General features: G+C 64.8%; 25 protein-coding genes and 1 pseudogene. 13 read left to right on the top strand and 13 right to left on the bottom strand.

Features of this window, described 5'->3' with window-relative positions:
• Window positions 1-34 precede the first annotated feature (34 nt).
• The 3 genes from ACIPZ5_RS03120 to ACIPZ5_RS03110 form a co-directional block, all read right to left on the bottom strand.
• Window positions 35-979 (bottom strand): LysR family transcriptional regulator, encoded by a 945-nt coding sequence (locus tag ACIPZ5_RS03120; RefSeq protein ID WP_261940471.1) that lies wholly within the window; start codon window positions 977-979, stop codon window positions 35-37.
• Between the two features lie 191 nt (window positions 980-1,170).
• Complete coding sequence (locus ACIPZ5_RS03115) at window positions 1,171-1,881, bottom strand: YebC/PmpR family DNA-binding transcriptional regulator (protein ID WP_054883200.1); 711 nt, start codon at window positions 1,879-1,881, stop codon at window positions 1,171-1,173.
• Between the two features lie 182 nt (window positions 1,882-2,063).
• Window positions 2,064-3,380, bottom strand: a complete 1,317-nt coding sequence (locus ACIPZ5_RS03110) for an MFS transporter (RefSeq protein WP_343595243.1) — start codon at window positions 3,378-3,380, stop codon at window positions 2,064-2,066.
• Window positions 3,381-3,624: 244 nt separating this feature from the next.
• Between ACIPZ5_RS03110 and ACIPZ5_RS03105 the strand changes: the two genes are divergently transcribed.
• Together ACIPZ5_RS03105 and ACIPZ5_RS03100 are read left to right on the top strand one after the other, a co-directional pair.
• A complete protein-coding gene (locus tag ACIPZ5_RS03105; RefSeq protein WP_060513205.1) occupies window positions 3,625-4,494 on the top strand; it encodes a LysR family transcriptional regulator in 870 nt (289 codons plus the stop codon).
• Between the two features lie 155 nt (window positions 4,495-4,649).
• A complete protein-coding gene (locus ACIPZ5_RS03100) occupies window positions 4,650-5,015 on the top strand; it encodes a DUF2784 domain-containing protein (protein ID WP_343595240.1) in 366 nt (121 codons plus the stop codon).
• Here ACIPZ5_RS03100 and tam read toward each other — a convergent pair.
• A complete protein-coding gene (gene tam, locus ACIPZ5_RS03095) occupies window positions 5,012-5,788 on the bottom strand; it encodes a trans-aconitate 2-methyltransferase (RefSeq protein WP_261940475.1) in 777 nt (258 codons plus the stop codon). The two genes, ACIPZ5_RS03100 and tam, sit on opposite strands and share 4 nt — an antisense overlap.
• Before the next feature lie 96 nt (window positions 5,789-5,884).
• Here tam and ACIPZ5_RS03090 point away from each other — a divergent pair, with 96 nt between their 5' ends.
• Window positions 5,885-6,064: a hypothetical protein gene (locus ACIPZ5_RS03090; protein ID WP_085679126.1), complete on the top strand. Its 180-nt coding sequence runs from the start codon at window positions 5,885-5,887 to the stop codon at window positions 6,062-6,064.
• 3 nt (window positions 6,065-6,067) lie between these two features.
• Here the strand turns inward: ACIPZ5_RS03090 and ACIPZ5_RS03085 are convergent, their stop codons facing one another.
• Window positions 6,068-7,480: an amino acid permease gene (locus ACIPZ5_RS03085; protein ID WP_110632428.1), complete on the bottom strand. Its 1,413-nt coding sequence runs from the start codon at window positions 7,478-7,480 to the stop codon at window positions 6,068-6,070.
• 326 nt (window positions 7,481-7,806) lie between these two features.
• Here ACIPZ5_RS03085 and ACIPZ5_RS03080 point away from each other — a divergent pair, with 326 nt between their 5' ends.
• Complete coding sequence (locus ACIPZ5_RS03080) at window positions 7,807-9,231, top strand: PLP-dependent aminotransferase family protein (RefSeq protein WP_400806589.1); 1,425 nt, start codon at window positions 7,807-7,809, stop codon at window positions 9,229-9,231.
• Between the two features lie 147 nt (window positions 9,232-9,378).
• On the opposite strand, the gene ACIPZ5_RS03075 is transcribed toward ACIPZ5_RS03080, so the two are convergent.
• The 3 genes from ACIPZ5_RS03075 to ACIPZ5_RS03065 are packed head-to-tail and all read right to left on the bottom strand — an operon-like array spanning window position 9,379 to window position 12,977.
• Complete coding sequence (locus tag ACIPZ5_RS03075) at window positions 9,379-10,401, bottom strand: histone deacetylase family protein (RefSeq protein ID WP_400806586.1); 1,023 nt, start codon at window positions 10,399-10,401, stop codon at window positions 9,379-9,381.
• Complete coding sequence (locus ACIPZ5_RS03070; RefSeq protein ID WP_400806583.1) at window positions 10,401-11,642, bottom strand: Zn-dependent hydrolase; 1,242 nt, start codon at window positions 11,640-11,642, stop codon at window positions 10,401-10,403. The genes ACIPZ5_RS03075 and ACIPZ5_RS03070 overlap by 1 nt, the downstream gene beginning before the upstream one ends.
• A 30-nt stretch (window positions 11,643-11,672) precedes the next feature.
• Window positions 11,673-12,977, bottom strand: a complete 1,305-nt coding sequence (locus ACIPZ5_RS03065; protein WP_343595227.1) for an MFS transporter — start codon at window positions 12,975-12,977, stop codon at window positions 11,673-11,675.
• Window positions 12,978-13,266: 289 nt separating this feature from the next.
• On the opposite strand from ACIPZ5_RS03065, the gene ACIPZ5_RS03060 reads away from it, so the two are divergent.
• Entirely contained in the window at window positions 13,267-14,175 is a 909-nt protein-coding gene (locus ACIPZ5_RS03060) for a LysR family transcriptional regulator (RefSeq protein ID WP_343595225.1), read from the top strand.
• Here the strand turns inward: ACIPZ5_RS03060 and ACIPZ5_RS03055 are convergent.
• The 3 genes from ACIPZ5_RS03055 to ACIPZ5_RS03045 form a co-directional block, all read right to left on the bottom strand.
• Complete coding sequence (locus ACIPZ5_RS03055; protein ID WP_343595224.1) at window positions 14,172-14,453, bottom strand: type II toxin-antitoxin system RelE/ParE family toxin; 282 nt, start codon at window positions 14,451-14,453, stop codon at window positions 14,172-14,174. The two genes, ACIPZ5_RS03060 and ACIPZ5_RS03055, sit on opposite strands and share 4 nt — an antisense overlap.
• The gene (locus ACIPZ5_RS03050; RefSeq protein ID WP_013972043.1) at window positions 14,443-14,688 is read right to left on the bottom strand and encodes a type II toxin-antitoxin system Phd/YefM family antitoxin; all 246 of its coding nucleotides are present in this window, start codon (window positions 14,686-14,688) and stop codon (window positions 14,443-14,445) included. Before ACIPZ5_RS03050 ends, ACIPZ5_RS03055 begins: the two co-directional genes overlap by 11 nt.
• Before the next feature lie 141 nt (window positions 14,689-14,829).
• On the bottom strand, window positions 14,830-15,840 hold the full coding sequence (locus tag ACIPZ5_RS03045; protein ID WP_400806578.1) for an aldo/keto reductase: 1,011 nt from the start codon (window positions 15,838-15,840) through the stop codon (window positions 14,830-14,832).
• Window positions 15,841-15,959: 119 nt separating this feature from the next.
• Between ACIPZ5_RS03045 and ACIPZ5_RS03040 the strand changes: the two genes are divergently transcribed.
• The 5 genes and pseudogenes from ACIPZ5_RS03040 to ACIPZ5_RS03020 form a co-directional block, all read left to right on the top strand.
• Complete coding sequence (locus ACIPZ5_RS03040; protein WP_343595219.1) at window positions 15,960-16,883, top strand: LysR substrate-binding domain-containing protein; 924 nt, start codon at window positions 15,960-15,962, stop codon at window positions 16,881-16,883.
• An 86-nt stretch (window positions 16,884-16,969) separates the two neighbouring features.
• Window positions 16,970-17,767, top strand: a complete 798-nt coding sequence (locus tag ACIPZ5_RS03035; protein ID WP_400806575.1) for an SDR family NAD(P)-dependent oxidoreductase — start codon at window positions 16,970-16,972, stop codon at window positions 17,765-17,767.
• Window positions 17,768-17,788: 21 nt separating this feature from the next.
• Window positions 17,789-18,196, top strand: coding sequence for an SRPBCC family protein (locus ACIPZ5_RS03030; RefSeq protein WP_343595215.1), 408 nt, complete (start codon window positions 17,789-17,791; stop codon window positions 18,194-18,196).
• Window positions 18,197-18,488: 292 nt separating this feature from the next.
• Window positions 18,489-19,031, top strand: a complete 543-nt coding sequence (locus ACIPZ5_RS03025) for a WYL domain-containing protein (RefSeq protein ID WP_343595396.1) — start codon at window positions 18,489-18,491, stop codon at window positions 19,029-19,031.
• Window positions 19,032-19,091: 60 nt separating this feature from the next.
• Window positions 19,092-19,328, top strand: a pseudogene (locus tag ACIPZ5_RS03020) (cyclase family protein); the annotation flags it as partial.
• 11 nt (window positions 19,329-19,339) lie between these two features.
• Here ACIPZ5_RS03020 and ACIPZ5_RS03015 read toward each other — a convergent pair.
• The gene (locus ACIPZ5_RS03015; RefSeq protein ID WP_343595213.1) at window positions 19,340-20,350 is read right to left on the bottom strand and encodes an AraC family transcriptional regulator ligand-binding domain-containing protein; all 1,011 of its coding nucleotides are present in this window, start codon (window positions 20,348-20,350) and stop codon (window positions 19,340-19,342) included.
• Window positions 20,351-20,518: 168 nt separating this feature from the next.
• Here ACIPZ5_RS03015 and ACIPZ5_RS03010 point away from each other — a divergent pair, with 168 nt between their 5' ends.
• The 3 genes from ACIPZ5_RS03010 to ACIPZ5_RS03000 are packed head-to-tail and all read left to right on the top strand — an operon-like array spanning window position 20,519 to window position 23,157.
• The gene (locus ACIPZ5_RS03010; protein WP_261940485.1) at window positions 20,519-21,703 is read left to right on the top strand and encodes an acetyl-CoA C-acyltransferase family protein; all 1,185 of its coding nucleotides are present in this window, start codon (window positions 20,519-20,521) and stop codon (window positions 21,701-21,703) included.
• Window positions 21,704-21,714: 11 nt separating this feature from the next.
• On the top strand, window positions 21,715-22,563 hold the full coding sequence (locus ACIPZ5_RS03005) for a 3-hydroxybutyryl-CoA dehydrogenase (RefSeq protein WP_400806570.1): 849 nt from the start codon (window positions 21,715-21,717) through the stop codon (window positions 22,561-22,563).
• Between the two features lie 12 nt (window positions 22,564-22,575).
• Window positions 22,576-23,157 (top strand): TetR/AcrR family transcriptional regulator, encoded by a 582-nt coding sequence (locus ACIPZ5_RS03000; protein ID WP_313712300.1) that lies wholly within the window; start codon window positions 22,576-22,578, stop codon window positions 23,155-23,157.
• Between the two features lie 110 nt (window positions 23,158-23,267).
• On the opposite strand, the gene ACIPZ5_RS02995 is transcribed toward ACIPZ5_RS03000, so the two are convergent.
• Window positions 23,268-23,645, bottom strand: coding sequence for a response regulator (locus ACIPZ5_RS02995; RefSeq protein WP_110632390.1), 378 nt, complete (start codon window positions 23,643-23,645; stop codon window positions 23,268-23,270).
• Window positions 23,646-23,656: the final 11 nt, after the last annotated feature.

Here is a 23,656-nt window from a genome sequence, read left to right as displayed (position 1 = left end):
GCCCAGGCGAATAACCCCGCTTCGCGCATACCTGCTATGGCAAACCCGCAACCCCGCCCTGCACGCCGAACTGCGACTGCCGCCACAGCTCGAACACCCGGTTACGCAACCAGCGGTGCTCGGCCGAGGCCTGCAAGCGCTGGTGCCACACCACCCAATAGCGCTGGGTATGCTCGACAAACCCCAACGGCCGCCACGCCAGGCCATGCAGGCGGCACAGCTGCCGGGCGATGTGCTCGGGCACGGTGGCCAGCGCCTGGCTGTTGCCGATCACCTGCACGGTGGCCGAAAAGAACGGCACCTCCAGGCTGATCCGCCGCTGCAACCCTTGGGCACGCAGGTGGCGGTCGATGAAGCTGTCCTTGTCGCCACCCCCGGAAATGCGCACATGCTTGCAGGCCAGGTAGTCGTCCTGCCCAAGCACCGCCAGGGTGGTCAGCGGGTGATCCCGGCGCATCAGGCACACCGCGCGGTCTTCACCGAGCAGCCGGCCATGCAGGTTGGGCGGTGATTCGTCGAACAAGGTGGTGGCCAGGTCGATCTCGCCGCTGGCGAGCAAGGCGTACTGCCCGGCCTGCCAGGTACGGTAATCGATGGACACGCCAGGGGCCTCCTGCTCCAGCGCGGCCACCAGCAGCGGCAACATGTGCTCGGCCACGTAGTCTGAGGCGGCCAGGCAGAAGCGCCGCTCGCAGCGGGCCGGGTCAAAAGTGGCGGGTTGGCGCAGGGCCTGGAGTTCTTCGAGCACCTGGCGCAGGGGTTCGACCAGGGCTTCGGCGTGTTCGCTGAGCACATAGCCGCGGCCCTGGCGTACCAGCAACGGGTCGTCAAAGGCTTCGCGCAGGTGGGCCAGTTGGCGGCTCAGAGCCGATTGGCTGACACCCAGGCGGTCAGCGGCGTGGCTGAGGTTCTTGAGCTGCAGGAGGCAGTCGAGGGTGCGCAGGTGGGCGAGGCTGAGGGAGGCGAAAGTCGGGTTCATGCAGGCTCCCCTCTATGAACATCACCGGCCCATTCGCGGGCAAGCCCGCTCCCACAGGGATCGCGCCAGATTCTAGAAATTGAGCAAGACAGTTGCTCAGTTGCTCCCACAGGTACTCCACAATGCCATGGCTTGTGATGTCCCTGTGGGAGCGGGCTTGCCCGCGAATGGCCGCAAGGCGGCCCCGACGATCAGGCGGTCAGGCCGACGTAGACGTTCTGCACGTCATCGTTCTCGTCGATCGCTTCGAGGAACGCTTCAACCTCGGCCAGTGCTTCGGCACTCAGGCTGGCCGCGCTCACCGGGTTCTTCGGGGTGTAGCCGATCTTCGCCGAAGTGACAGTGAAGCCATGCTCCGGCAGCGCCTTCTGTACGGCGTCCAGGTCGGTGGTGTCGGTGATGAACAGGGTCGAACCCTCTTCTTCACCTTCCTCGAAGTCCTGGGCACCGGCTTCGATGGCGGCCATTTCCGGGTCGGCATCGCCTTCCGGGGTGGCTTCGATCAGGCCGACGTGGTTGAAGTCCCAGGTCACCGAGCCGCTGGCGCCCAGCTGGCCCTTGCGGAACAGCACGCGGATCTGCGCCACGGTACGGTTGACGTTGTCGGTCAGGCACTCGACGATCAGTGGCACCTGATGCGGCGCGAAGCCTTCGTAGCTGACGGCATGGTACTGCACCGCGTCGCCGTCCAGGCCAGCGCCTTTCTTGATCGCACGCTCAAGGGTCTCACGGGTCATCGAGGCTTTCTTGGCCTGGGCGATGGCCAGGCGCAGGCGCGGGTTCATGTCCGGGTCAGCGCCAGACTTGGCAGCGATCTGGATTTCCTTGGCCAGCTTGCCCATGATCTTGCCCTTGGCATTGGCAGCTGTTTCTCTATGTTTGGCTTTCCACTGTGCGCCCATGTCGACTCTCTTTGTTTCAGCGGCCGGTTCAGGAAGCGACCGGCCAAAAGTGGGTGCAGTTTATACGCCCTCGGGCAGTGGATCGACAAGTAATCTCACGCTTTGTCGGCCTTGCCGGCTACCGCAGCGAGCATCTGGCGCGAACCCGGGCTCCAGGCCCGCGCCGAACCGCTTGCGTTCCTTCAGGTACGCAGTGGCTTGATCGCCATGCTGGTGTTGGGTGCCACGTCATTGGCCTGGGCTGAGCCGGCCGGGCGGCTGTTCCAGTGCGGCAGCAGCACCAGGGCCGAGAACAGCGCGCAACCGGCGAACACGATGAACACCGTGACGCTGTCGAAGTAGCCCGGCAGCAGGCCGCCGAGCACCGCGCCCACCGAGCCGCAGCCGTTGACGAAGCCCGCCGCGGTGGCGCCAGCCTTGGCCGTGCCGAAGTCGATTGCCGCCGCACCGCTGATCATCGAGTCCGGCCCGTACAGGGTCAGGCCCATGACGAACAGCAAGGCCACCACCATCACGATGCTGCCGCTGTGCATGGCCGCCATGAACGCTGCCAGGGTCACGGTCAACAGCACCAGGCTGATCACGCAGGCCGGCATGCGTCGGGCGCCGAACAGTTTGTCCGAAGCCAGGCCGATGATGATCGGGCCCAGCAACCCGGCCAGTTCGAAGGCGGTGGGGATGATCGCCGCGCCAACCTTGCCGACCGATGGCATCTGCTCGAAAACGATCACCGGGCCCCACAGCAGGATGGCGTAACGCGCCGGCTTCAACAGGAAGTACGCCAAGCCCAGGGTCAGCACCGTGCGGTTGCGCAGGATCTCGCGCAGCGGCGCCCAGACGCTGCACAGGTTGCCGGCCGGGGCCATGCTCTGCGGCTCGGGTTCGACCGCCGGCAGGCCGACGTCTTCCGGCTTGTTGCGCTGCAGGAAGAAGAACAGCACGGCCACGCCAGCCACCACCGCGGCACTGGAGAAGAACGCCGCATGCCAGGTGCCGACCAGGGTATAGGCCCACCAGCCGGCGAACGGCGAAGCGACCAGGCCACCGAAGGCGTAGCACGAACTCCACAGCCCCAGCACCCGCCCGCGCTGCGAGGCCGGGAAAAAGCTGCCGATGTTCTTGCACAGCCCGGCCCAGCCAGTGGATTGCGCAAGGCCCTGGATCAGCATGCAGGTGGCGAAGATCGGGAAGGTCGCGTAACTGCCCATCACCACCGCGGCCACCGCCGAAATCAGCAAGCCGCCCAGCACCACCACGCGCGGGCCGAAACGGTCGGCGAGCATGCCCCAGGTGAACTGGCCCACGGCGTAGGCGGCCAGGTAGATGGCGTCGAGGTTGGCCATGGCGGCCTTGTCGAGCATGAACGTCGGGTCTTCACCGATGCCGAGCTTGGCCACCGAGAAGGCTTTGCGGGTGAAGTAGAAGGCGGCGTAGGCCAGCCAGGTGATCGCGAAAATCTGCATGCGCCAGCGTTTCAACGCGGCTAGTGATTGATTCATTGACTCTGACCTCTTGCTCAAGTGTGCCGGCAGATTGTTAAAAAACGCCTGTCTTGTTGTTGTGTTGCGCACTGCATGACGAAGGCTCGTCATCTGGTCAGATGGCGCCGGTGTGCGGGCCATGGCCCGGCCGCTGCTTGTGGCGACAGCCTCGGGTTGAAACGTATGGAAACAGTTGCTGACTGATAAAGAAAATCGATTTATCGTATTTCACACATAAGCTCAGCTTGTTACTGGAGTCGGCATGTCGGTATCCCACGCTCAACTCAAGGCTTTCCATGCCGTGGCCGTGCACGGCAGCTTCACCCGCGCGGCAGAAAAGCTGTTTCTGACCCAGCCGGCGGTGTCCGACCAGGTGCGCAAGCTCGAAGAGCGCTTCGGCGTGCTGCTGTTTCACCGCAACAAGCGCTCGGTGCAGCTGACCGACCTGGGCGAGCGCTTGCTGGGCATCAGCCAGCGCCTGTTCGCCTGCGAGGCCGAAGCCCATGACCTGCTGCAGGACTCACGTGCCCTGCACACCGGCAGCCTGGTGCTGGCAGTGGATGCGCCCGTGCACGTGCTGCCGCAGATTGCGCGCTTCTGTCAGCGCTACCCGGGCATCCAGGTCAAGGTCGAGACCGGCAACACCGATGAGTCGCTGTCACGGCTGTTCAGCTACCAGGCCGATCTGGCGTTGCTTGGCCGGGATGTCGATGACGAGCGGCTGTATTGCGTACCGTTGCGCCGTGACCCGATGGTGGCGTTCGTCTCGCACAACCACCCGTGGGCCAGCCGCGGCTCGATCAACCTGGCGGACCTGGACGACACACCGCTGGTGCTGCGCGAGCCGGGGTCGGTGACGCGGCAGACGCTGGAGGAAGAGATGCAGCGCGCAGGCTTGCGGATTCGCCCGGCGATTCAGGTAGAGGGGCGTGAGGCGGCGCGCGAGGCCGTGGTGGTGGGGATTGGCGTGGGGGTGGTGTCGGCGGCCGAGTTTGGTGCGGATGCGCGGGTGTGTGCGTTGCCCATCGTCGATTGCCAGCGGCACCTGACCGAGACCCTGGTATGCCTGAGCGAGCAGCGTTCGCGGCGGGTGGTGGCGACCTTCCTGCAGATGGTTCAGGAAGCGTTGTAGGACCTTACCGGCCTCTTCGCGGGCAAGCCCGCTCCCACAGGATCACCACAGATTCGAAGATTGTGGTGATCCTGTGGGAGCGGGCTTGCCCGCGAAGAGGCCGGTACAGACGACCCGACTATGCTGGGAATACCTCAATTGCAGTCTCATCCACCATGCTCTACCGAATAGCCGCCGACGCTCTGGTCCTGCTGCACCTGGCCTTCATCCTGGTGGTCCTGTTCGGCGGCCTGCTGGTGCTCAAGTGGCGCCCCGCTCTGCTCCTGCATCTCCCTGCCCTGGCCTGGGGCCTGGCGGTGGAAGGTTTGCACCTGGAATGCCCGCTCACCGACTGGGAAAACCGCATGCGCCTGGCGGCCGGCGACGCGGGGTACCATGGCGGCTTCGTCGAACATTACCTCTGGCCGCTGATCTACCCTGCCGGCCTGACGCCGCAGATCCAGTTGCTGCTGGGCGGCGTCGTGCTGCTGCTCAACCTGGCTATCTACGGCTACTTGATCCGGCGCTGGCGTCGGCCTTAACGGGTCGCGACGACAAACAACCGCGGGAACGGCAGCAGCACCTTGCCATCGGTGGCAGGCGGGTAGTCATGCTGCATGGCCTGCAGATACATCTGCAGGAAATCCGCCTGCTCGTCGTCATCCAGCTTCGCCAGGTAGGGCCGCAGGGCTGACCCCTTGAACCACTCCACCACCGCCTCAGCGCCGCCGGCAAGCGGGTGGTGGTAGGTGGTGCGCCACACATCCACCCGTGTACACAGCGGGCTGAGCAGGTCGTAGTAGAACGCCGCGTTATGCCGCGGTGGCAGGCTGAATTCGGCGAACTTGTCGGCCCAGGGGCCACGGCCGGCGATCTCGCGAAGCTGGCGGTGCGCAGGCTCGTCGAGGTTGTCCGGGGTCTGCACGGCAAGGCTGCCGCCCTCGCTCAGCTGGCGCACCAGGTGCGGGTACAGCGAACCGTGGTCGGGCACCCATTGCAGCGAGGCATTGGCCAGGATCAGGTCCTGCGGCTCGGGGGCGGACCAGGCGCTGATATCGGCGATCTCGCAGCGCACCCGCGGAATGTGCAGGCGCTTGCGCTCGCGGGCCTTGTCGATCATGTCCTTGTCGTTGTCCAGCGCCGTCACCTGGGCATCCGGGCAGCGCTGCAGGAGCACTTCGGTCGAGTTGCCGGGGCCACAGCCAAGGTCGGTGGCATGGCGCACCGGCCGCGGTGGTACTGCGGCCAGCAGATCACGCACAGCGCGCGTGCGTTCGTCTTCAAACAGGGAATACTGGGTGGCGGACCAAGCCATGGGCGGCTCCTTTGGGCGGGCGATGCTGTGAGCATAAGCCATGTAACGGCGCACATGCGCCTGAACTGTCCACCTATGCTTGAAGTCATCCCTTTTATGCGCATGCCCATGAAACTGTCCCTGGCCCTGGCCATCCTGGCGCTGATCGCCGCCGCCGCCCTGCTCGGTTCACCCTGGATGAACCAGCGGTTTCACATGCCCGCGGAAAAACACCAGGCCCAGAAACGCGAAACGGCCGGGTCCCCAAGGGAGCCGGCCGTTTCCAACAGCAAGTGACGCTTAGTGTTGCTGCTTGCCAGAGCGGATCTGGTGGACCACACCCATGGCCACCACGACGGCCGCGGCGATGCCGGTGGAGATCACCAGGATCTGGTAGTCAGGCATGAAGGCCATGGTCACCAGCGCGGCGATGATGAAGCCGATTACCAGGTAGGTCAGCCAAGGGAACAGCCACATCTGCAGGCGCACTTCCTTGCCTTCGGCGATCAGCTTGCGGCGCATGCGCAGCTGCGAGAAGGCGATCACCAGGTACACCAGCAGGGCGATCATGCCGGTGGTGTTCATCAGGGTTTCCAGCACGTCTTTCGGGCGCAGGGTCTCGCTGAAGTTGATCAGCGCGCAGACCACGGCCACGGCGCAGGAGCCAATGATCGCGTACACCGGTACACCGGTGCCGGCGCGGGTGATCTTGAAGAACGACGGCGCGTCGCCACGCTGGGCCAGGGAGAACAGCATGCGCGAAGCGGTGTAGTGGCCCGAGATCAGGCAGCTGCTCACCGAGGTCAGCACCACGAAGTTCATCAGCAGCTCGGCGTGCGGCACGCCCAGCAGCTCCAGGGTACGGCGGTAGGCGCCATAGCCGGAAACGCCCAGTTGCGGGTCGTTCCACGGGACCAGGCAGACGATCAGGAAGATCGAGCCGACGTAGAACAGGCACACACGCCATACCACCGAGTTGGTGGCCTTGACGATCTGGGTGGCCGGGTCCTTGGCTTCGGAAGCGGCGATGGTGACGATTTCGGCGCCGAGGAAGGCGAACATCACCCCGAGCAACGCCCCGATCACCGTGGTGATGCCGTTGGGCATGAAGCCTTCGGCGGTCAGGTGGGTCATGCCACGCACTTCACCGAACTGCCAGATGTTCATCACTGCGGCGGTGCACACCACCAGGAAGCAGACGATCGCCACCACCTTGATCAGCGCGAACCAGAATTCGAACTCGCCGTAGTGCTTGACGTTGAAGAAGTTGACGGTGATCAGCAGCAGCGTCGTGGCCAGCACGAACACATTGACGCTCACGTCGGGGAAGAAGCCATGCAGGATCTTGCCCGCCACATAGGCTTCCCAGGCCATCAGGATGACCCAGTACCACCAGTACAGCCAGCCGATGGTGAAACCGGCCCAGCGGCCGATCGCGCGGTCGGCGTAGGTGGAGAACGAGCCGGTGTCGGGCGACGACGTCGCCATTTCACCGAGCATGCGCATGATCAGCACCACCAGGATGCCGCCGGCCAGGTAGGCCAGTACTGCGGCCGGGCCGGCGCTGTGGATCACGCTGCCGGAACCGACGAACAAGGCGCCGCCGATAACCCCGGCGATCGACATCATCGTCAGGTGGCGCGACTTGAGCGAGGCACTGAGCTTGCTCTCGTGCCCGCTTTTCGCGGTGGTGGTTGTGGATGTTGCGTCCATCAGTTGTGTACCCCGTGCTTCTTTTTATCCAAGGAAAACTGTGAAACCCCGATGGCTCTCGGTTTCACCTGTACATCAGTGCTAATGCGGGCAGGGTGGTGTGCGCAAACACACGCAGGCCTTCCGTGGCGGCCTGCTGACGCGCCCCAGGGTTGGCACCTGGGGCGAACTGAACATGCTTTATGTGGCGATATCTGACACCTAATGTAAAAATGTCCGACGTAGAGAGCCATGCACAGTGGCATGAATCTCGCACTGCACTGTACAGGCCGCCGATGCAATACACCCCGCTGGCGCCTGGCGTTACGCACTCTTGAAGGCCCCGAATGTTCGAACTACATCCAGACTCCTCCACGCCGTTGGTCAACCAGATCATCGACGGCCTGCGCGAGCTGATCGACAACCAGACCCTCAAGCCCGGCGCCAAGGTGCCGTCGATTCGCGCCTTCGCCGCGACCTATTCGGTGAGCACCTTCACCGTGGTCGAGGCGTATGACCGCCTGGTCGCCCAGGGTTTGCTGGTGAGCAAGGGCAATGCGGGGTTCTTCGTCAATCGTGCGGCGAACGAGCTGCTGGAAAGCCAGAACAGCGAGACTGAAGCCGGCCGCCCGACGTTCAATTCCGAGTGGTACCTGCAGCAGATCTTCGAAATCCGTCAGCTGCCGTTCAAGCCCGGCTGCGGTTGGTTGCCCAACGACTGGATGTACGAGGAGGGCCTGCGCCGGGGCCTGCGCCAGGTGGCCGGCAGCCCGCTGGAATTGTCTGGCTACGGCGATCCGATGGGCCTGCCGGAGTTGCGCGCGCTGACCGCGCAGAACCTGCAGCAGGAGCTGTCGATCGTCTGCAACCCGGCACAGCTGATGCTGACCCACGGTGCCAGCCAGGCGCTGGACCTGGCCGTGCGGACCTTGGTCCGCCCGGGTGACGTGGTGTTGGTGGACGACCCTGGCTACCCCAACCTGATGAGTATCCTGCGCACTCAGGGCGCGACGTTGATCGGCGTGCCACGCACGCCGAACGGTTATGACCTCAATCACCTTGAACAGCTGCTGGCGCATCACCGCCCTACCGCGTTCTTCACCCAGCCACACCTGCACAGCCCGACCTGCTCACGCACCCCGCTGCCGCAGCTGCACCGCCTGCTGCAACTGGCCAGCCAGCACGGCTTCCGCCTGGTGGAAAACAACCTGTACGCCGACATGGTCGCCGAGCCGCAACCGTGCCTGGCCAGCCTCGACCACCTGCAGCAGGTGGTGTACGTGGGCAGCTACTCGAAGAGCATCTCGCCCAACGTGCGAGTCGGCTACCTGCTGGCCAACCCGGAGCTGTCGCAGAAGCTGCTGCACCTGAAGATGCGCTCGGGGCTGACCACCTCGCAGGTGATGGAGCGCGTGGTGTATGCCGCGATCATCGACGGGCGCTGGCGCAAGCACCTCAAGCGCCTGCGCCAGCGGTTGGCCGAAGCCCATCAGGAAGTTGGCCGGCATCTGCATCGATTGGGCTTTGAACTGTTCATCGAATCGGATGAAGGGATGTATATCTGGACCCGGCACCCGGCGATTCCGGACAGTGCGGCGTTGCTGGACGATGCGCTGGAGAAAGGCATCATGCTCGGGCCTGGGCAGTTGTTCATGGTCGATGCCAAGGCTACCGGGTGGATGCGGTTCAATGTGGCGTTCAGTACGGATCCGGCGATGTGGGAGTTGTTGGAGAAGGTGCTGGTGAAGCATGTGCGGCGGGGTGGGATTTAGGGATTGTGGTGTGGCCGGGGGGTTCGCCTTGGCATTTTCAGCGCCTGTGAGATCGAGCGCCGCCCGCGCGGCGCTCGATCTCACAGGCGCCGAAAATGCCATGGCTAGCACCTGCCAGCCCTGACTCGATCCCTCGCCCTACCTCTGCTACCGCCATTCCACCTTGTCGGCAAAAAACGCCTGCGCATTCGCCTCCAGGCTCTCCAGGTGATACCCCCCCTCCTGCACAATCACACAAGGCAACCGCAACGCCCGAATCCGCTCGCCCAACGCCGCAAACCCTTCCGTCGTCACCGCCACCTTGCTCTGCGGATCCAGTTCATAGATATCGAACCCAAGCGACAACACCAGCACCTCGGCCCCAAAGTCCTGCACCGCAGCCAGCGCGATCTCCAGCTGCCCCATGAAGTCCGCCTCGCTGGCCCCATGGGCCATCGGCAGGTTGAGGTTATACCCCTCCCCCGCACCACTGCCGCGCTCGTCCTCGAACCCGGCCACCCCCGGATAGAAGTTGGTCGGATCACCATGGGTCGACACGTACAGCACATCGTTACGTTCGTAGAAGATCTCTTGAATCCCCTGCCCGTGGTGCATGTCGGTATCCAGAATCGCCACGCGGCTGTAACGGCTGCGCAGGGCCTGGGCCGCCACGGCAGCATTGTTGAGGTAGCAGAACCCACCCGCCGCATCGAACCGCGCATGGTGCCCCGGTGGCCGGCACAGCGCATAGGCCGCCGGCTCACCATCGAGAATGGCCTTGGCAGCGGCCACCGCGCTCTGCGCCGACCAGTAGGCCGAACGCCAGGTGTTTTCACCCACCGGGCAGCTGCCGTCAGCCAGGTAGCGCGCGGCCTGGGCGAGGATGCCGCGCAGGGCGTTGGGCTCGCGCACGAAGATGTTCGACATGACCTCGTCGCCCCAGTCCTCAGGCACTTCCTTCCAGCGCGCATGGGCTTCTTCGAGGAACGCCAGGTAGGCCTCGCCGTGCACGGCCTTCAGCGGATCGAGGCCGGCATCGTCGGGCTGGCGGATGTCGAAGCCCAGGTCCTTGGCGGCCTGCAGCAGGCGCCGGGCACGCTCGGGGACTTCCTGTGGGGTGCGCATGGCGCCACGCGAGTAGTAGCTGCACGGATGGTGCAGCAGTTGTTCGGGGTGGAAGTAGCAACGCATCAGGCTTCTCCTTGTTCGACCTGGCCGGCGCGGGCCAGCACGGCATTGAGCAGAACATCGACGCCCTGGCGGGCATCCTCGGGCAGTACGTCTTCGGCTTCGTTGTGGCTCAGGCCGCCGACGCAGGGGATGAACACCATCGCCGTCGGGCAGTAGCGGGCCAGCAGGATGGCGTCGTGGCCGGCGCCGCTGACGATGGTCTGCTGGGCATAACCAAGCCCGTCCACCGCCTGCTGCACAGCGGCTACACAGTCGGCGTCGAACGGCGTCGCCGGGCTGACCCAGTGGCGTTCGATACGGACCTGCAGACCGCGCTGGTTGGCGATGGCCTGCAGCTTCAGGGTGAGTTCGCGTTCCATGGCCTCGATGGCTTCGTCGCGGTGGTGGCGCAGGTCGACGGTGAAGCGCAGCACGCCGGGGATTGTGTTGCGCGAGGACTTGGCAATCGACAGTTCACCCACGGTGGTCAGGCCTTCTGGCGCAAAGTCTGCCGCCAGTTGCTCGACCGCCTGGATCATCCGCGCGGCGCCGTACAGGGCATCCTTGCGCAGCGGCATCGGCGTGGTGCCGGCGTGGGCGGCCATGCCTTCGACGGTCACGTCCAGCCAGCGGATGGCCTGGCCACCGCTGACCACACCGATGGCCTTGGCGTTGTCTTCAAGGATCGGGCCTTGCTCGATGTGCGCCTCGAAATAGGCATCGACCTGGCCGCCCAACGGGCGCTGGCCGGCGTAGCCGGTGCGCTGCAGTTCGTCAGCGACGCTGATGCCATCGGCATCGCGGATGGCCAGGGCCTGGTCCAGCGCTAGAGTGCCGGTGAACACCGCCGAGCCGAACATGGCCGGGGTGAAGCGCGCACCCTCCTCGTTCGTCCACACCGCGATTTCCAGCGGCTTGCGGGTGTGGATGCCAAGGTCGTTGAGGCGGCGCACCACCTCAAGGCCAGCCAGCACGCCATAGACGCCATCGAAACGGCCCCCTTCGGGCTGGGTGTCGAGGTGGCTGCCCATGATCACCGGCGCGGCGCCCGGGTCGCTGCCAGCGCGGCGAGCGAACAGATTACCGATGGCATCCACCGACAGCGTCAGGCCCGCCTCGCGGCACCAGTGGCTGAACAGTTCGCGGCCGGCCTTGTCATCGTCGCTCAGGGCCAGGCGGCAGCTGCCACCGCGGGCAGTGGCGCCGATTTCAGCCATGGCCATCAGGCTCGCCCACAGGCGTTCGCCATTGCTTTTCAACATGTGCGGGTACTCCAGAATCAGGTGGATCGATCAGGCCAGTTCCAGGCGCTGGCTACGGGCGTACTGGCGCGCCAGGGCGAGCACGCAAACCAGCGAAAGGGTGGCGATCAGGGTGTAGAACACTGCCATCGGCCACCATTGGCCAGTAAAGGTGTGGGCCAGCCAGGTACCGATCAGCGGGGTCAGGCCGCCCGCGATGGCGCCGCACACCTGGTAAGCCAGGGAAATCGCGGTGTAGCGCACACGGGTTTCGAACATGCCGCTGACATAGCCCGCGATCACCGCGTAGAACGACGCCATGCACGCCGCCGCCAGGGCGATGCCGAGCACGATCAGCGGGCCTTCGCCGGAGCTGACCAGCACGAACATCGGGTACGGCGAGGCCATCGCCAGCAACGCGACCAGGGCCAGGAAGCGGGTGGCGCCGAGCTTTTCAGAAAGCCAGGCGGCCAGCGGCTGCACGCAGAACTGGATGACCGCCACGAAGAACAGGCATTCGAGGATCAGCGAGCGCTCCAGGTGCAGTTGCTGGGTGGTGTAGCTGATCATGAAGGTGTTGGTGAAATAGACCCCGGCGATACCCAGGGTGTTGGCGCCGATGCACAGCAGCAATGGGCGCCAGGCGGTGCGCAGCACTTCCAGTACCGGCGCCTGTTCCTTGCGCTGGGCCCTGGCTGCCTGCTCGCGGCTGGCGATGAACTCGGGTGACTCGTTGACCCCCAGGCGAATCGCCAGGCCCACCAGCAGCAACAACGCACTGGCCAGGAACGGCACACGCCAGCCCCAGCTCATCAGGTCTTCTTCCGGCAGGCGGGTCACCGCACCAAAGGCCAGCAGCGACAGGATCAGGCCCGCCGGGCTGCCCAACTGGGCGAACGAAGCGAAGAAGTTGCGGCGGCCCTTGGGCGCATGTTCGCCGGCCATCAGCACCGCCCCGCCCCACTCGCCGCCCACGGCGATGCCCTGGATCACCCGCAAGATGATCAGCAGCACCGGCGCGGCGGCGCCGATCTGCGCGTAGGTCGGCAGTAGGCCGATGCACACGGTGACGATGCCCATCATCAGCAGGGTGATGACCAGCGACTTCTTGCGGCCGATGCGGTCGCCCACGTGGCCAAAGACAATGCCACCCAGCGGCCGGGCGAAGAAGCCCACGGCGAAGGTGCCGAACGCGGCCATGGTGCTGAACAGGCTGTCGTCGGAGGGGAAGAACAAGGCACCGAACACCAGGGCGGCGGCGGTGGCGTAAATGTAGAAGTCGTACCACTCGATCATGGTGCCGATGAACGCGGCGGCGGCGGCACGGCGCGGCTGGGGCGAAGCGGTGGGCTTCATGGGGGCTCCTTTGCTTGTTTTTCTGGCAGGAGTTGACGGGGTCACGGTGGCGCTCTGGAGGCGCTTGGCCTTGTGGCCGGTGTTGGATGCTTCGCGGGCAAGCCCGCTCCCACAGAGACTTCACAAGGCCTGCATGCGGTGCAGTACCTGTGGGAGCGGGTTTACCCGCGAAGAAGCCAGCACCGTTGTCACAGGCTTCGATAACTGCGATTTATCGTCTCGGGGCTATGATTAGTCAATTTTCTATTTATTATTCGCACTATTAGCCCTGCTTATCATCGAGCCTGCCATGTCCGACCGCCTGCTCAACGACCGCCTCGACTGGAACCTGCTGCGCACCTTCCGGGTGATCGGCCAGGAGTTGTCCATCAGCCGCGCCGCCGCGCGCCTGCACCTGACCCAACCGGCCGTGAGCCAGGCGCTCAAGCGCCTGGAGGAGCAGCTCGGCCGCCAGCTGATCGCCCGCCGCGGGCCGCGCTTCGTGCTCACCGACATGGGCGAGCAGCTGTTCCAGCTGGCCGGAGAGGTGTATGGGCAGATGTCACAGATCGGCGGTCTGCTGGAGCAGCCGGCGGATGAACTGGTAGGCAAGGTGCGCTTGCTGATGATCAGCCGCATCGTCAGCGAGCGGTTCGATGACCTGCTGGCGGACTTCCATCGCCAACACCCACGGGTGGACCTGGAAATCGACGTGATGCGCAGCTCAGATATCGTGGCCGCCTTGCAGGAAAAGACTGCCACGGCAGGCCTGAGCCTCAACCGCAGGCCGCAGCCACGGCTGGAGCAGCGCCTGTTCCTGCGCCAGCGCTATGCATTTTTCTGCGGCAAGCACCACGCCTTGTTCGGCCAGGCCGAGGGCGATCTGCAGCGGGAGAATTTCGTCAGCTTCACCAGCGACCAGATTGGCGGCATGTTGTCGCCGCTGACCATCTTCCGTGACCAGCAGGGGTTTTCCGGGCGGATCGTGGCGTCATCGCCAAGCCTTGAAGAGGTGCGCCGGCTGGTGATTGCCGGGTTCGGCATCGGCTGCCTGCCCGAGCATGTGGTGGCGCCGGACGTGGCGGCGGGGTTGCTGTGGAAGCTGCCGCCTGAAGATGGGATCGCCGATGTGGATATTCACCTGTTGTGGAACAGGGAACAGCGGTTGAGCCGGGCTGAGGAGGTGTTTATCGAAGCGCTGCAGCAGAGCCTGATCTAACGCCTTTGAGCCGCACGATAGACCTCACCGCGCTCACGCTTGCCCACTGATACAACCACTACAACGATACGCGCTTCCTCTACTCGATAGACCAGGCGATACCCTGAAGACTTGAGTTTGATCTTGTAGTGGTTCGGCATGTCGCGCAGCGCATCGGCTTGAACCTTGGGTGACTGCAAGCGTTCGCCAAGTTTCTTCTTGATCTGCTCACGCACGGTGTGGCCGATCTTGCTCCACTCTTTCAGCGCGGACGGCAGAAACTCGAGCTTATAGGTCATCCAGAGATACCGGTACGCCCTTTTCACCCAGCCTCGACTTGGCCAGCTCGCTCAGTTCAAGATCTTCAAGGCGCTCCATCATGGCTTCGTACAACTCGGCCGGCACCATGTAACCCATCACGCGGTTGTGATTGAGCACAGCGACCGGCATGCCCGCAGCCCCGGTCATCACGGCTGATGGGTTCTTTTTCAGCTCCGACACGCTTACGGCCACGTCAGCAAAGATGTTCTGCATGTTTTTTAACCCTCAATAGAGGGCCATATTTTGGCCCATATATAGAGCACAAACAAGTCGCATCAGCTCAGCGCTCATCGCCGCGGCTGGTCATAGTGACAAACCGCGGCGCGAGGAGGGCAAAGCCCTCCCCTAGCAGACTCAGGCCTTGGGCACTGGCGCATGCTGGGCAATCATCCCCAACTCACGCAGCTCTGCCCAGAACGCGGCCGGAATTACCGCCTTGAACGCCGCGAGGTCCTGGTCGGCATGCTGCGGCCGGGTCGCCCCGGGAATCACCGCCGCCACCGCCGGGTGCGCCAGCGAGAACTGCAGCGCTGCGGCCTTGATATCCACGCCATGGCGCGCCGCCACTTCGTTCAGGCGCTGTACACGGGCACGGATTTGCGAGCTGGCCTTCTGGTACTCGTAGTGGTCACCACCGGCAATCACACCCGAGTTGTACGGGCCGCCGACGACAATACCCAGGCCTTGGGCCAGCGCGCCCGGCATCACCCGCTGCAACGCACGCTCGTGATCCAGCAGGCTGTAGCGGCCGGCCAGCAGGAAGCCGTCCGGGCGGGCTTGTTCAAGGTCCAGGGTCAGCTCGATCGGCTCGACACGGTTAACGCCCAGGCCCCAGGCCTTGATCACGCCCTCTTCACGTAGGCGGCTCAGCGCGCGGAAGGCACCGGTGCGGGCGATTTCGAACTGGCTCAGCCACTCGTCACCGTAGAAGTCCTGGGCGATGTCGTGAATCCAGACGATGTCCAGATAATCGGTGCCCATGCGCTTGAGCGTGTCTTCGATCGAGCGCAGGGTGGCATCGGCGCTGTAGTCATTGACGATGCGGTTACGGTTGCCATGCTCGAACAGGCCGCTCTTCTCGCCCAACTCACGGGCAGCGGGGTCTTCCAGTTCGTCGAGGATGACGCGGCCGACCTTGCTGCTCAGTACGTATTCATTGCGAGGGCGCTTGGCCAGGGCCTCGCCCAGGCGGATTTCCGAGAGGCCGGCACCGTAGAACGGTGCGGTGTCGAAGTAGCGCACGCCATTGTTCCAGGCAGCGTCCACCGAGGCTTGTACTTCCTCTTGCGGCACGTTGCGGAACATGTTGCCCAGTGGCGCGGTGCCGAAGCCCAGCGGGTTGGCGATGAGGTCGTTAAGGTTCATGGAATCTTCTCCAGTAGAGGTGTGGAAGGTCGTCAGCCGACGACGTGAGCGCATCCTAGGCTGGCCAGCACCAGACCGTCCAAGTCATAATTAGTCAAAGTTAAGTCCCTGGAGGTCTCATGCAGGATCTACGTCAGTTGCGCTACTTCGTGGCCGTCGCCGAATGCGAGAACGTCGGCCGGGCCGCCGAGCAGCTGCATATCTCTCAATCCCCCCTGAGCCGGCAGATCGCCCAGCTCGAGGACAACCTGGGCCTGGCGCTGTTCGAACGGCGCAACCAGCGCCTCTACCTGACCAACGACGGGCGTACCTTCCTGGCGGAAGCGCGCGGCCTGCTCAAGCATGCCGAGCGCCTGGAGTCGCTGGGCAAGCGCCTGGGCCGTGGCGAAGAAGGTGGCCTGTGCATCGGCTACGTTAACCACGCCATCCATGCCGGCGTGCTGCCCGGCGCGGTGCGGGCGATTCGCGGCGAGCGCCCGAACATTCACATTGCCCTGTACAACATGACCCCGGGCGAGCAGTTCGAAGGTTTGCGCCAGCGCAGCCTGGACATCGCCCTGGTCTGCGAGCCGCCACCGAAGCACGACCCCGACCTACGCAGCCAGCCTGTGCTCGACGACCCGATGCTGTTGGCCATCCCGGCGGTGCATCCATTGGCCAGCAAGGCCGAACTGACGCCGGCCGACCTGCATGAACAGGAATGGATCATCACCGGCGGCCAACCCGACCAGGCCAACAAGCGCGACGATTTCATCGCCCGCTGCGGCGATGCCGGCTTTACTCCGCGCCTGTCACTGGAGGCCACCGACCCGCTGAGCGTACTCGGCCTGGTGTCTGCCGGGCTGGGCCTGGCCATGGTGCAGAGCAGCCTGTCGGGCAGCGTCGGACCAAGCGTGGTACTGCGCCAGCTGGACTGGTTCCAGCCTTGCGTGCAGCTGTGGGCGGCCTGGCACCAGGTAGATCTGCGGCCGATCGTGGGCATCTTCCGCGAGCGGGTGCTGGCCCTTGCCGATAAAGAACCTGATGAGTCGATAAAGGTCTGAACTCAGTCGAATTGCGTCTTTTACAGTCTGACCCTGCATCACTAGGATGGCTCCCATCGATGCAACTCACCCACAGGAGCCATTCCATGAACATCGACCTCGGCGGACGCACCGCCATCATCAGCGGCTCGACCGGCGGTATTGGTCTGGCCATCGCCCGCGGCCTGGCCCGCGCCCATGCCGACGTGGTCATCGCCGGCCGCAGCCAGAAGTCGCTGGACGCCGCCCTGGCGGAACTGCGCGGCCAGGGTGGGCGTGGCCAGGTGCATGGCGTGGTGGCCGACCTGGGCACTGCCGAAGGTGCCGAAACACTGTTCGCCGCCCAACCGCAGGTCGACATTCTGGTCAACAACCTGGGCATCTACGACGATGTCGACTTCTTTGCCGTGCCCGACAGCGAATGGGAACGCTTCTACGACGTCAACGTGCTGTCCGGCGTGCACCTGGCCCGCCACTATGCCCCGAGCATGGTCGCCAAGGGTTGGGGGCGGATCCTGTTCATCTCTTCCGAATCGGGCGTCGCCATCCCTGCCGACATGATCAACTACGGCGTCACCAAGGCCGCCAACCTGGCCGTGTCCCATGGCCTGGCCAAGCGCCTGGCCGGCACCGGGGTAACGGTCAATGCCGTGCTGCCCGGCCCGACCCTGACCGATGGCGTCGCCGCGCTGGTGGCCGATGCCGCCAAGGCCTCCGGGCGCAGCGTTCGTGAAGAAGCCGACCACTTCGTGCGCAGCGCACGGCCGAGCTCGATCATCCAGCGTGCCGCCGAGGTCGACGAGGTCGCCCACCTGGCGGTGTACCTGGCCTCCCCTTATTCCTCCGCCACCACCGGCGCGGCCCTGCGGGTCGACGGCGGCGTGGTCGACAGCCTCGCTATCTGAATTCAACTGGAGATTTACACCATGGCAACTGCCTACGCTTCCCTGCACACCCAACACAGCCCTGACCACGTCTGGGCCCTGATCGGCGGCTTCGACAGCCTGCCCGACTGGCTGCCGTTCATCCCTGAAAGCCTGTCCAGCGAAGGCGGCCGCGTGCGCTCGCTGAAAGACCCGGACGGCAACAGCATCGTCGAGCGCCTGATGGCCTTCGATGAAAAGGAACGCAGCTACAGCTACGCGATTCTTACCAGCCCGTTCCCGGTGACTGGCTATCTGTCGACCCTGCGGGTCAAGGCCGATGGCCAGGGCAGCCTGATCGAATGGTTCGGCGAATTCACCCCGACCGGAGTCAGCGATGCCGAGGCGCAGGCGCTGTTCAAGGGTATCTATGAAGGTGGCCTGCAAGCCTTGGCGAAAACCTTGGGATAGAGGCAAGGAGTTACTGCCTGAATTGAGTGGCTTTGGGAGGTGCCTGCCTTGAGTTCTCTGGCGCCTGTGAGATCGAGCGCCGCCCGCGCGGCGCATCGCGGGCGGCGCTCGATCTCACAGGCGCCGAAGATGTCAAGGCATGCACCTGGCGGCCCTAATGCGGTCCTCGGCAGAAATGCCACCACCGCCCCACCAAACTTGGATCCCATCCACCGAAGGAGTATGCTATCGCAATAGCCATATGCCATCACTCAGGTATGCCCCGTACCTGGCCTTCAAGGATGAAGCTCCCGTGCCCAGCCACCCGACCCGCCACACCATCGCCCGACAATGGCAGCTCCTGAAACTGCTGCCCGACCGCCACCCCGGGATGAGCTCCACACAGTTGCAGGCCGCACTCGCCAGCGCCGGCCACAAGACCAGCAAGCGCACCGTCGAGCGCGACCTCAATGAGTTGGCAACGCTGTTCCCGCTGCACTGCAACAACAAAGGCATGCCCTATGGCTGGTACTGGCAGCCGGGCCTGAGCCTGGATGCGGCCCAGCAGTTGCAACCTGATGTACTCACCCCTTCGCAGCAGATCGAACTGCACGCCTGGGTCGACGATGGCCTCGCCCGGCGCCTGGAGCACCAGCCGCTGTCCGAAGACATGCGCCTGGCCCCCCACGACAATGGCGGGGCGATGCTCGCCGCTACGGTCGAAGACAGCCGTGCACTGATGGGCTGGCTGCTGTCCCAGGCTGGCTCGATCCGAGTCAAGGCGCCAGAAACGCTGCGCATGTCGATGGTCGAACAGCTGCGCCAGAGCCTGGCCCTGAACGACGACGGTTATTGACCGGCAGGCAGAATTCATTGGTCCCGCGGCGTAGTGCTGGACATGACGGCCCACTACGGCAAGGGCATCGTCGCCTTTGGCGGGGATACCTGGGCTTCGGAGGTTTACCCGAACCCGACCGGTGAAGAGTTCCCGGTCAACCAGTTCATGCTGGCCAAGCGCGGCATCTACAACCTGGAGCTGATCGACACCCGCGCGCTGGTGAAGGACAAGGCCTTCGAGTTCCTGTTCGTGCTGGGGCAGCCGCTGTACAAGGGTTCGACCCAGGTCAACATCAACCCGGTGGCTATCCACTGATAGGTTGACGGTTAACGCCCGGCCAGCCGCGCCCGATAGCTGCCTGGGCTCTGCCCGGTCCACTTCTTGAACGCCCGGTGAAAGGCACTGGGCTCCTGGAAGCCGGCCTGCTCGGCAATCTCGGCGATGCTCAGCGTGCCTTCGCGCAAGCGCTCGAAGGCCATTGCCCGGCGTACTTCATCCTTGATCTGCTGATACGAACGCCCCTCGCGCTCCAGCTGGCGGCGGAAGGTACTGGCGCTGACCCCTTGCTGCCCGGCCATGGCCGCCAGGGTCGGCCATTGCCCATAGCGGCGTGCGCGCAAATGGCGATAGACCTCGGCAACCAGGCCATTCTGATTGCGAAAGCGGATCACCAGGCCCTGCGGCGCGCTACGCAGGAAGGTCTTCAGGCCCGCCAGGTCCTGCACCACCGGCAAACGCAACCAGGCACTGTCGAACTCGACCTCGGTGCGCCCGCTGCCCAGGCGCAGGTCCGGCCCCCACAGCAGCGGGTCGTCATCCTGGGCCGGGCGCGCCACCGCCAGTTCCGTGCGGTCGATGGCGATGCGCCGCCCTGCCAGCCAGCACAGCAGGCCGATCATCAGCACCAGGTAGGTTTCCTCGGCGTACACCCGGGTCAGCGGGTCGGCGATCGTCGACTGCACGCTGATTACCGCACGCCCTCCACGCAGGGTGAGGCTGCCGCGCAGGTCGCGCAGAAACAGGGCGAAACTGCTCATGCACTGGCGCAGGGCCTTTTCCAGGTTCGGTTCCTGGATCAAGCCACGGCAGATCAGGGCAAAGCTGCCCAGCGGCATGCCATGGCTGTCGAGGCGAAAGAACTCATCGTCCAGCAGTTCGATCAGCTCCAGCCACAAGCGGGCAAAGGCCTTGGCCGGCACCCGCGCCTGGGGCTGGCCGAGCACGGCCGGGTCGATGCCCACCCCACGCAGCCGTGCCTCGAGCACCTCGGGCTGCTCGCGCAAGGCATGCAGCATGGCATTGAGAAAGTACACCGCGACCGAATCGCTATCGCGCATGGCGGAATTCACTGTCTATGCTGAGTGGCAAAAAATGCCAGGTTGACTGAACAGATCCGGCATAGGCTGCAACAGAGCCTTTGCCTAGACTCGGACCCCATCCGGGATCGCCGGCCATTCTCGCAGAGCCTGGCCCGCTCCCGCCATGCCTACGCAATCGGAGCCTCTATGAGCAGCGCAGAAATCTACATCGTCAGTGCCGTCCGTACCGCCATCGGTGGTTTCGGTGGGGCCCTCAAGGACCTGCCCCTGGCCGACTTGGCCACCGCCGTGACCCGCGCTGCCATCGAGCGTTCGGGCGTGGCCGCCGAGCAGATCGGCCATGTGGTGATGGCCAACGTCATCCCTACCGAAGCACGCGACGCCTACCTGTCGCGAGTGGCGGCAATGAACGCCGGCATCCCCAAGGAAACCCCCGCCTTCAACGTCAACCGCCTGTGCGGTTCGGGCCTGCAGGCCATCGTCTCGGCCGCCCAGTGCCTGCTGCTGGGTGACGCCGATGTGGCCCTGGCCGCCGGTGCCGAATCCATGAGCCGTGGCCCGTACCTGCTGCCGCAGGCTCGCTGGGGCGCGCGCATGGGGGACCTGCAGGGCATCGACTACACCGTTGGCGTCTTGCACGACCCGTTCGAACACTTCCACATGGGCATCACCGCGGAAAACGTCGCCGCCAAGCAGGGCATCAGCCGTGAGATGCAGGACGAACTGGCCCTGACCAGCCAGCGCCGCGCCGCCCGCGCCCAGGCCGAAGGCCGCTTCGACAGCCAGATCGTGCCGCTGGAGCTGAAAACCCGTAAAGGCACCGTGCAGTTCGCCGTCGACGAACATGTGCGCGCCGATGTGACGGCCGAGCAACTGGCCGGCATGAAGACCGTGTTCAAGAAGGACGGCACCGTTACCGCCGGCAACGCCAGCGGCATCAACGATGGCGCCGCCGGCCTGGTACTGGCCACCGGCGACGCCGTGCGCCGCCTGGGCCTTAAGCCGCTGGCGCGCCTGGTGGCCTACGCCCACGCCGGCGTCGAGCCGGAACTGATGGGCCTGGGCCCGATCCCGGCAACCCGCAAGGTGCTGGAAAAGGCCGGCCTGAGTGTCAGCGACCTGGACGTGATCGAGTCCAACGAAGCTTTCGCCGCCCAGGCCTGCGCCGTGGCCCGCGAGCTCGGCTTCGACCCGGAGAAGGTCAACCCGAACGGCTCGGGTATCTCCCTCGGCCACCCGGTCGGTGCCACCGGGGCGATCATCGCCACCAAGGCCATCCACGAACTGCAACGCATCCAGGGCCGCTACGCACTGGCAACCATGTGCATCGGCGGCGGCCAGGGTATCGCCGTGGTCTTCGAGCGCGTCTGAGGGGCTGAACCATGACGATTGAACAGATTGCCGTGATCGGCGCCGGCACCATGGGCAACGGTATCGCCCAGGTGTGCGCGGTGGCCGGCTACCAGGTACTGCTGGTGGACGTTTCCGACGCCGCGCTGGAGCGGGGGGTGGCCACCTTGAGCAAGAACCTGGAGCGCCAGGTGAGCAAGGGTACGCTCGACGCCGAGCGCGCCGAGGCTGCGAAAACCCGCATCCGCACCAGCACCGACTATGCCCAGCTGAGCAGTGCGCAGCTGGTGATCGAGGCGGCCACCGAGAACCTGCAGCTCAAGCAGCGCATCCTTCAGCAGGTGGCGGCCAACGTGGCGGCCGACTGCCTGATCGCCACCAACACCTCATCGCTGTCGGTGACCCAACTGGCCGCCAGCATCGAGCACCCACAGCGCTTCATCGGTGTGCACTTCTTCAACCCGGTGCCGATGATGGCCCTGGTCGAGATCATCCGCGGCCTGCAGACCAGCGACAGCACCTATGCCCAGGCGCTGGTGGTCACCGAGAAGCTGGGCAAGACCCCGATCACCGCCGGCAACCGCCCGGGCTTCGTGGTCAACCGCATCCTGGTGCCGATGATCAACGAAGCCATCTTCGTGCGCCAGGAAGGCCTGGCCAGTGCCGAGGACATCGACACCGGCATGCGCCTGGGCTGCAACCAGCCGATCGGCCCGCTGGCCCTGGCCGACCTGATCGGCCTGGATACCCTGCTGGCGATCATGGAGGCCTTCCACGAAGGTTTCAACGACAGCAAGTACCGCCCTGCCCCGCTGCTCAAGGAAATGGTCGCGGCCGGATGGCTGGGCCGCAAGAGCGGCCGCGGCTTCTTCACCTACTGAGGAGCGCACGCCATGCCCCCGGTCAATGCCGCCATGCGCTGTGCCAACTTCGAAGAGCGACGCGACCGGGCCATGGCACTGTTCGCCGAAAAGGGCTTTGGCCAGGTCAGCATGCGCGAGCTGGCAGCCCACGTCGGCCTGACTGCCGGCTCGCTGTATCACCATTTTCCCAGCAAGCAGGATCTGCTGTTCGACCTGATCGAGGAGTTGTACGAGGAGCTGCAGGCGACCCTCGAACAGGGGCGCCGGGCCATGGCCCGAGGGGCTTCGGCAATGGCTTGCCTGATTGCTGCGCACTGGCAGTTGCATGCCGAGCGGCCCCTGCAGTTTCGTTTGGCCGAACGCGACTTGTGCTGCCTGAGCGAGGAACAGCAGGCGCGCCTGGGGTTGCTGCGCAAGCGCTATGAGGCGGGCTTGCTGCGCCTGATTGCGCCACGGGCGACGTTGCAGGGCGAAGCATTGGCGGCGACGGCGCATGTCGTGGCGACCTTGCTCAACCAATTGCCGGGGATGCTCAAGGGATTGCCTGAGCAACAAGGGCTCGGGTTGATGGAGAGCCTGTTGGCTGGCGGGATCGAGCGGACCCTGCGCTAGCCTGCACCGGCCTCTTCGCGGGCAAGCCCGCTCCCACAGGTTTTTCACCGCTTTCAATCGCGGTGCAGTACCTGTGGGAGCGGGCTTGCCCGCGAAGAGGCCGGGACAGGCTAACGCAGCAGGGCCTGGATCTGCTCGTGCAGGGTGTCGAGGTCGAACGGCTTGGCCAGGATTGGCGCCTTGCGGGCGATCGGGCTGCCGGACTCGAGGATCTCCGCCGGGTAACCGCTGATGAAGATCACCTTGAGGTCCGGCCGCAGCTTCACCGCAGGCTCGGCGATCTCCACCCCGGAAATGCCACCCGGCAGGCGGAAGTCGGTCACCATCAGGTCCAGGTGCGGCTTGCTCGCCAGGATGGCGAACGCCTCCTCACCGTCTTCGGCCACCAGCACGTGGTAGCCCTCACCCGCCAGGTAATCGCGCAGGATCATCCGAATCGCTGGTTCATCCTCGACTACCAGCACCACATCTTGTGCATCTTCACTCATGACAACGCCTT

The organism is Pseudomonas sp. NPDC089428, assembly GCF_044749325.1.
Lineage (GTDB): Bacteria > Pseudomonadota > Gammaproteobacteria > Pseudomonadales > Pseudomonadaceae > Aquipseudomonas.
The sequence above is the reverse complement of the archived record's forward strand: the minus strand, read 5'-3'. Positions and strand labels throughout refer to the sequence as shown.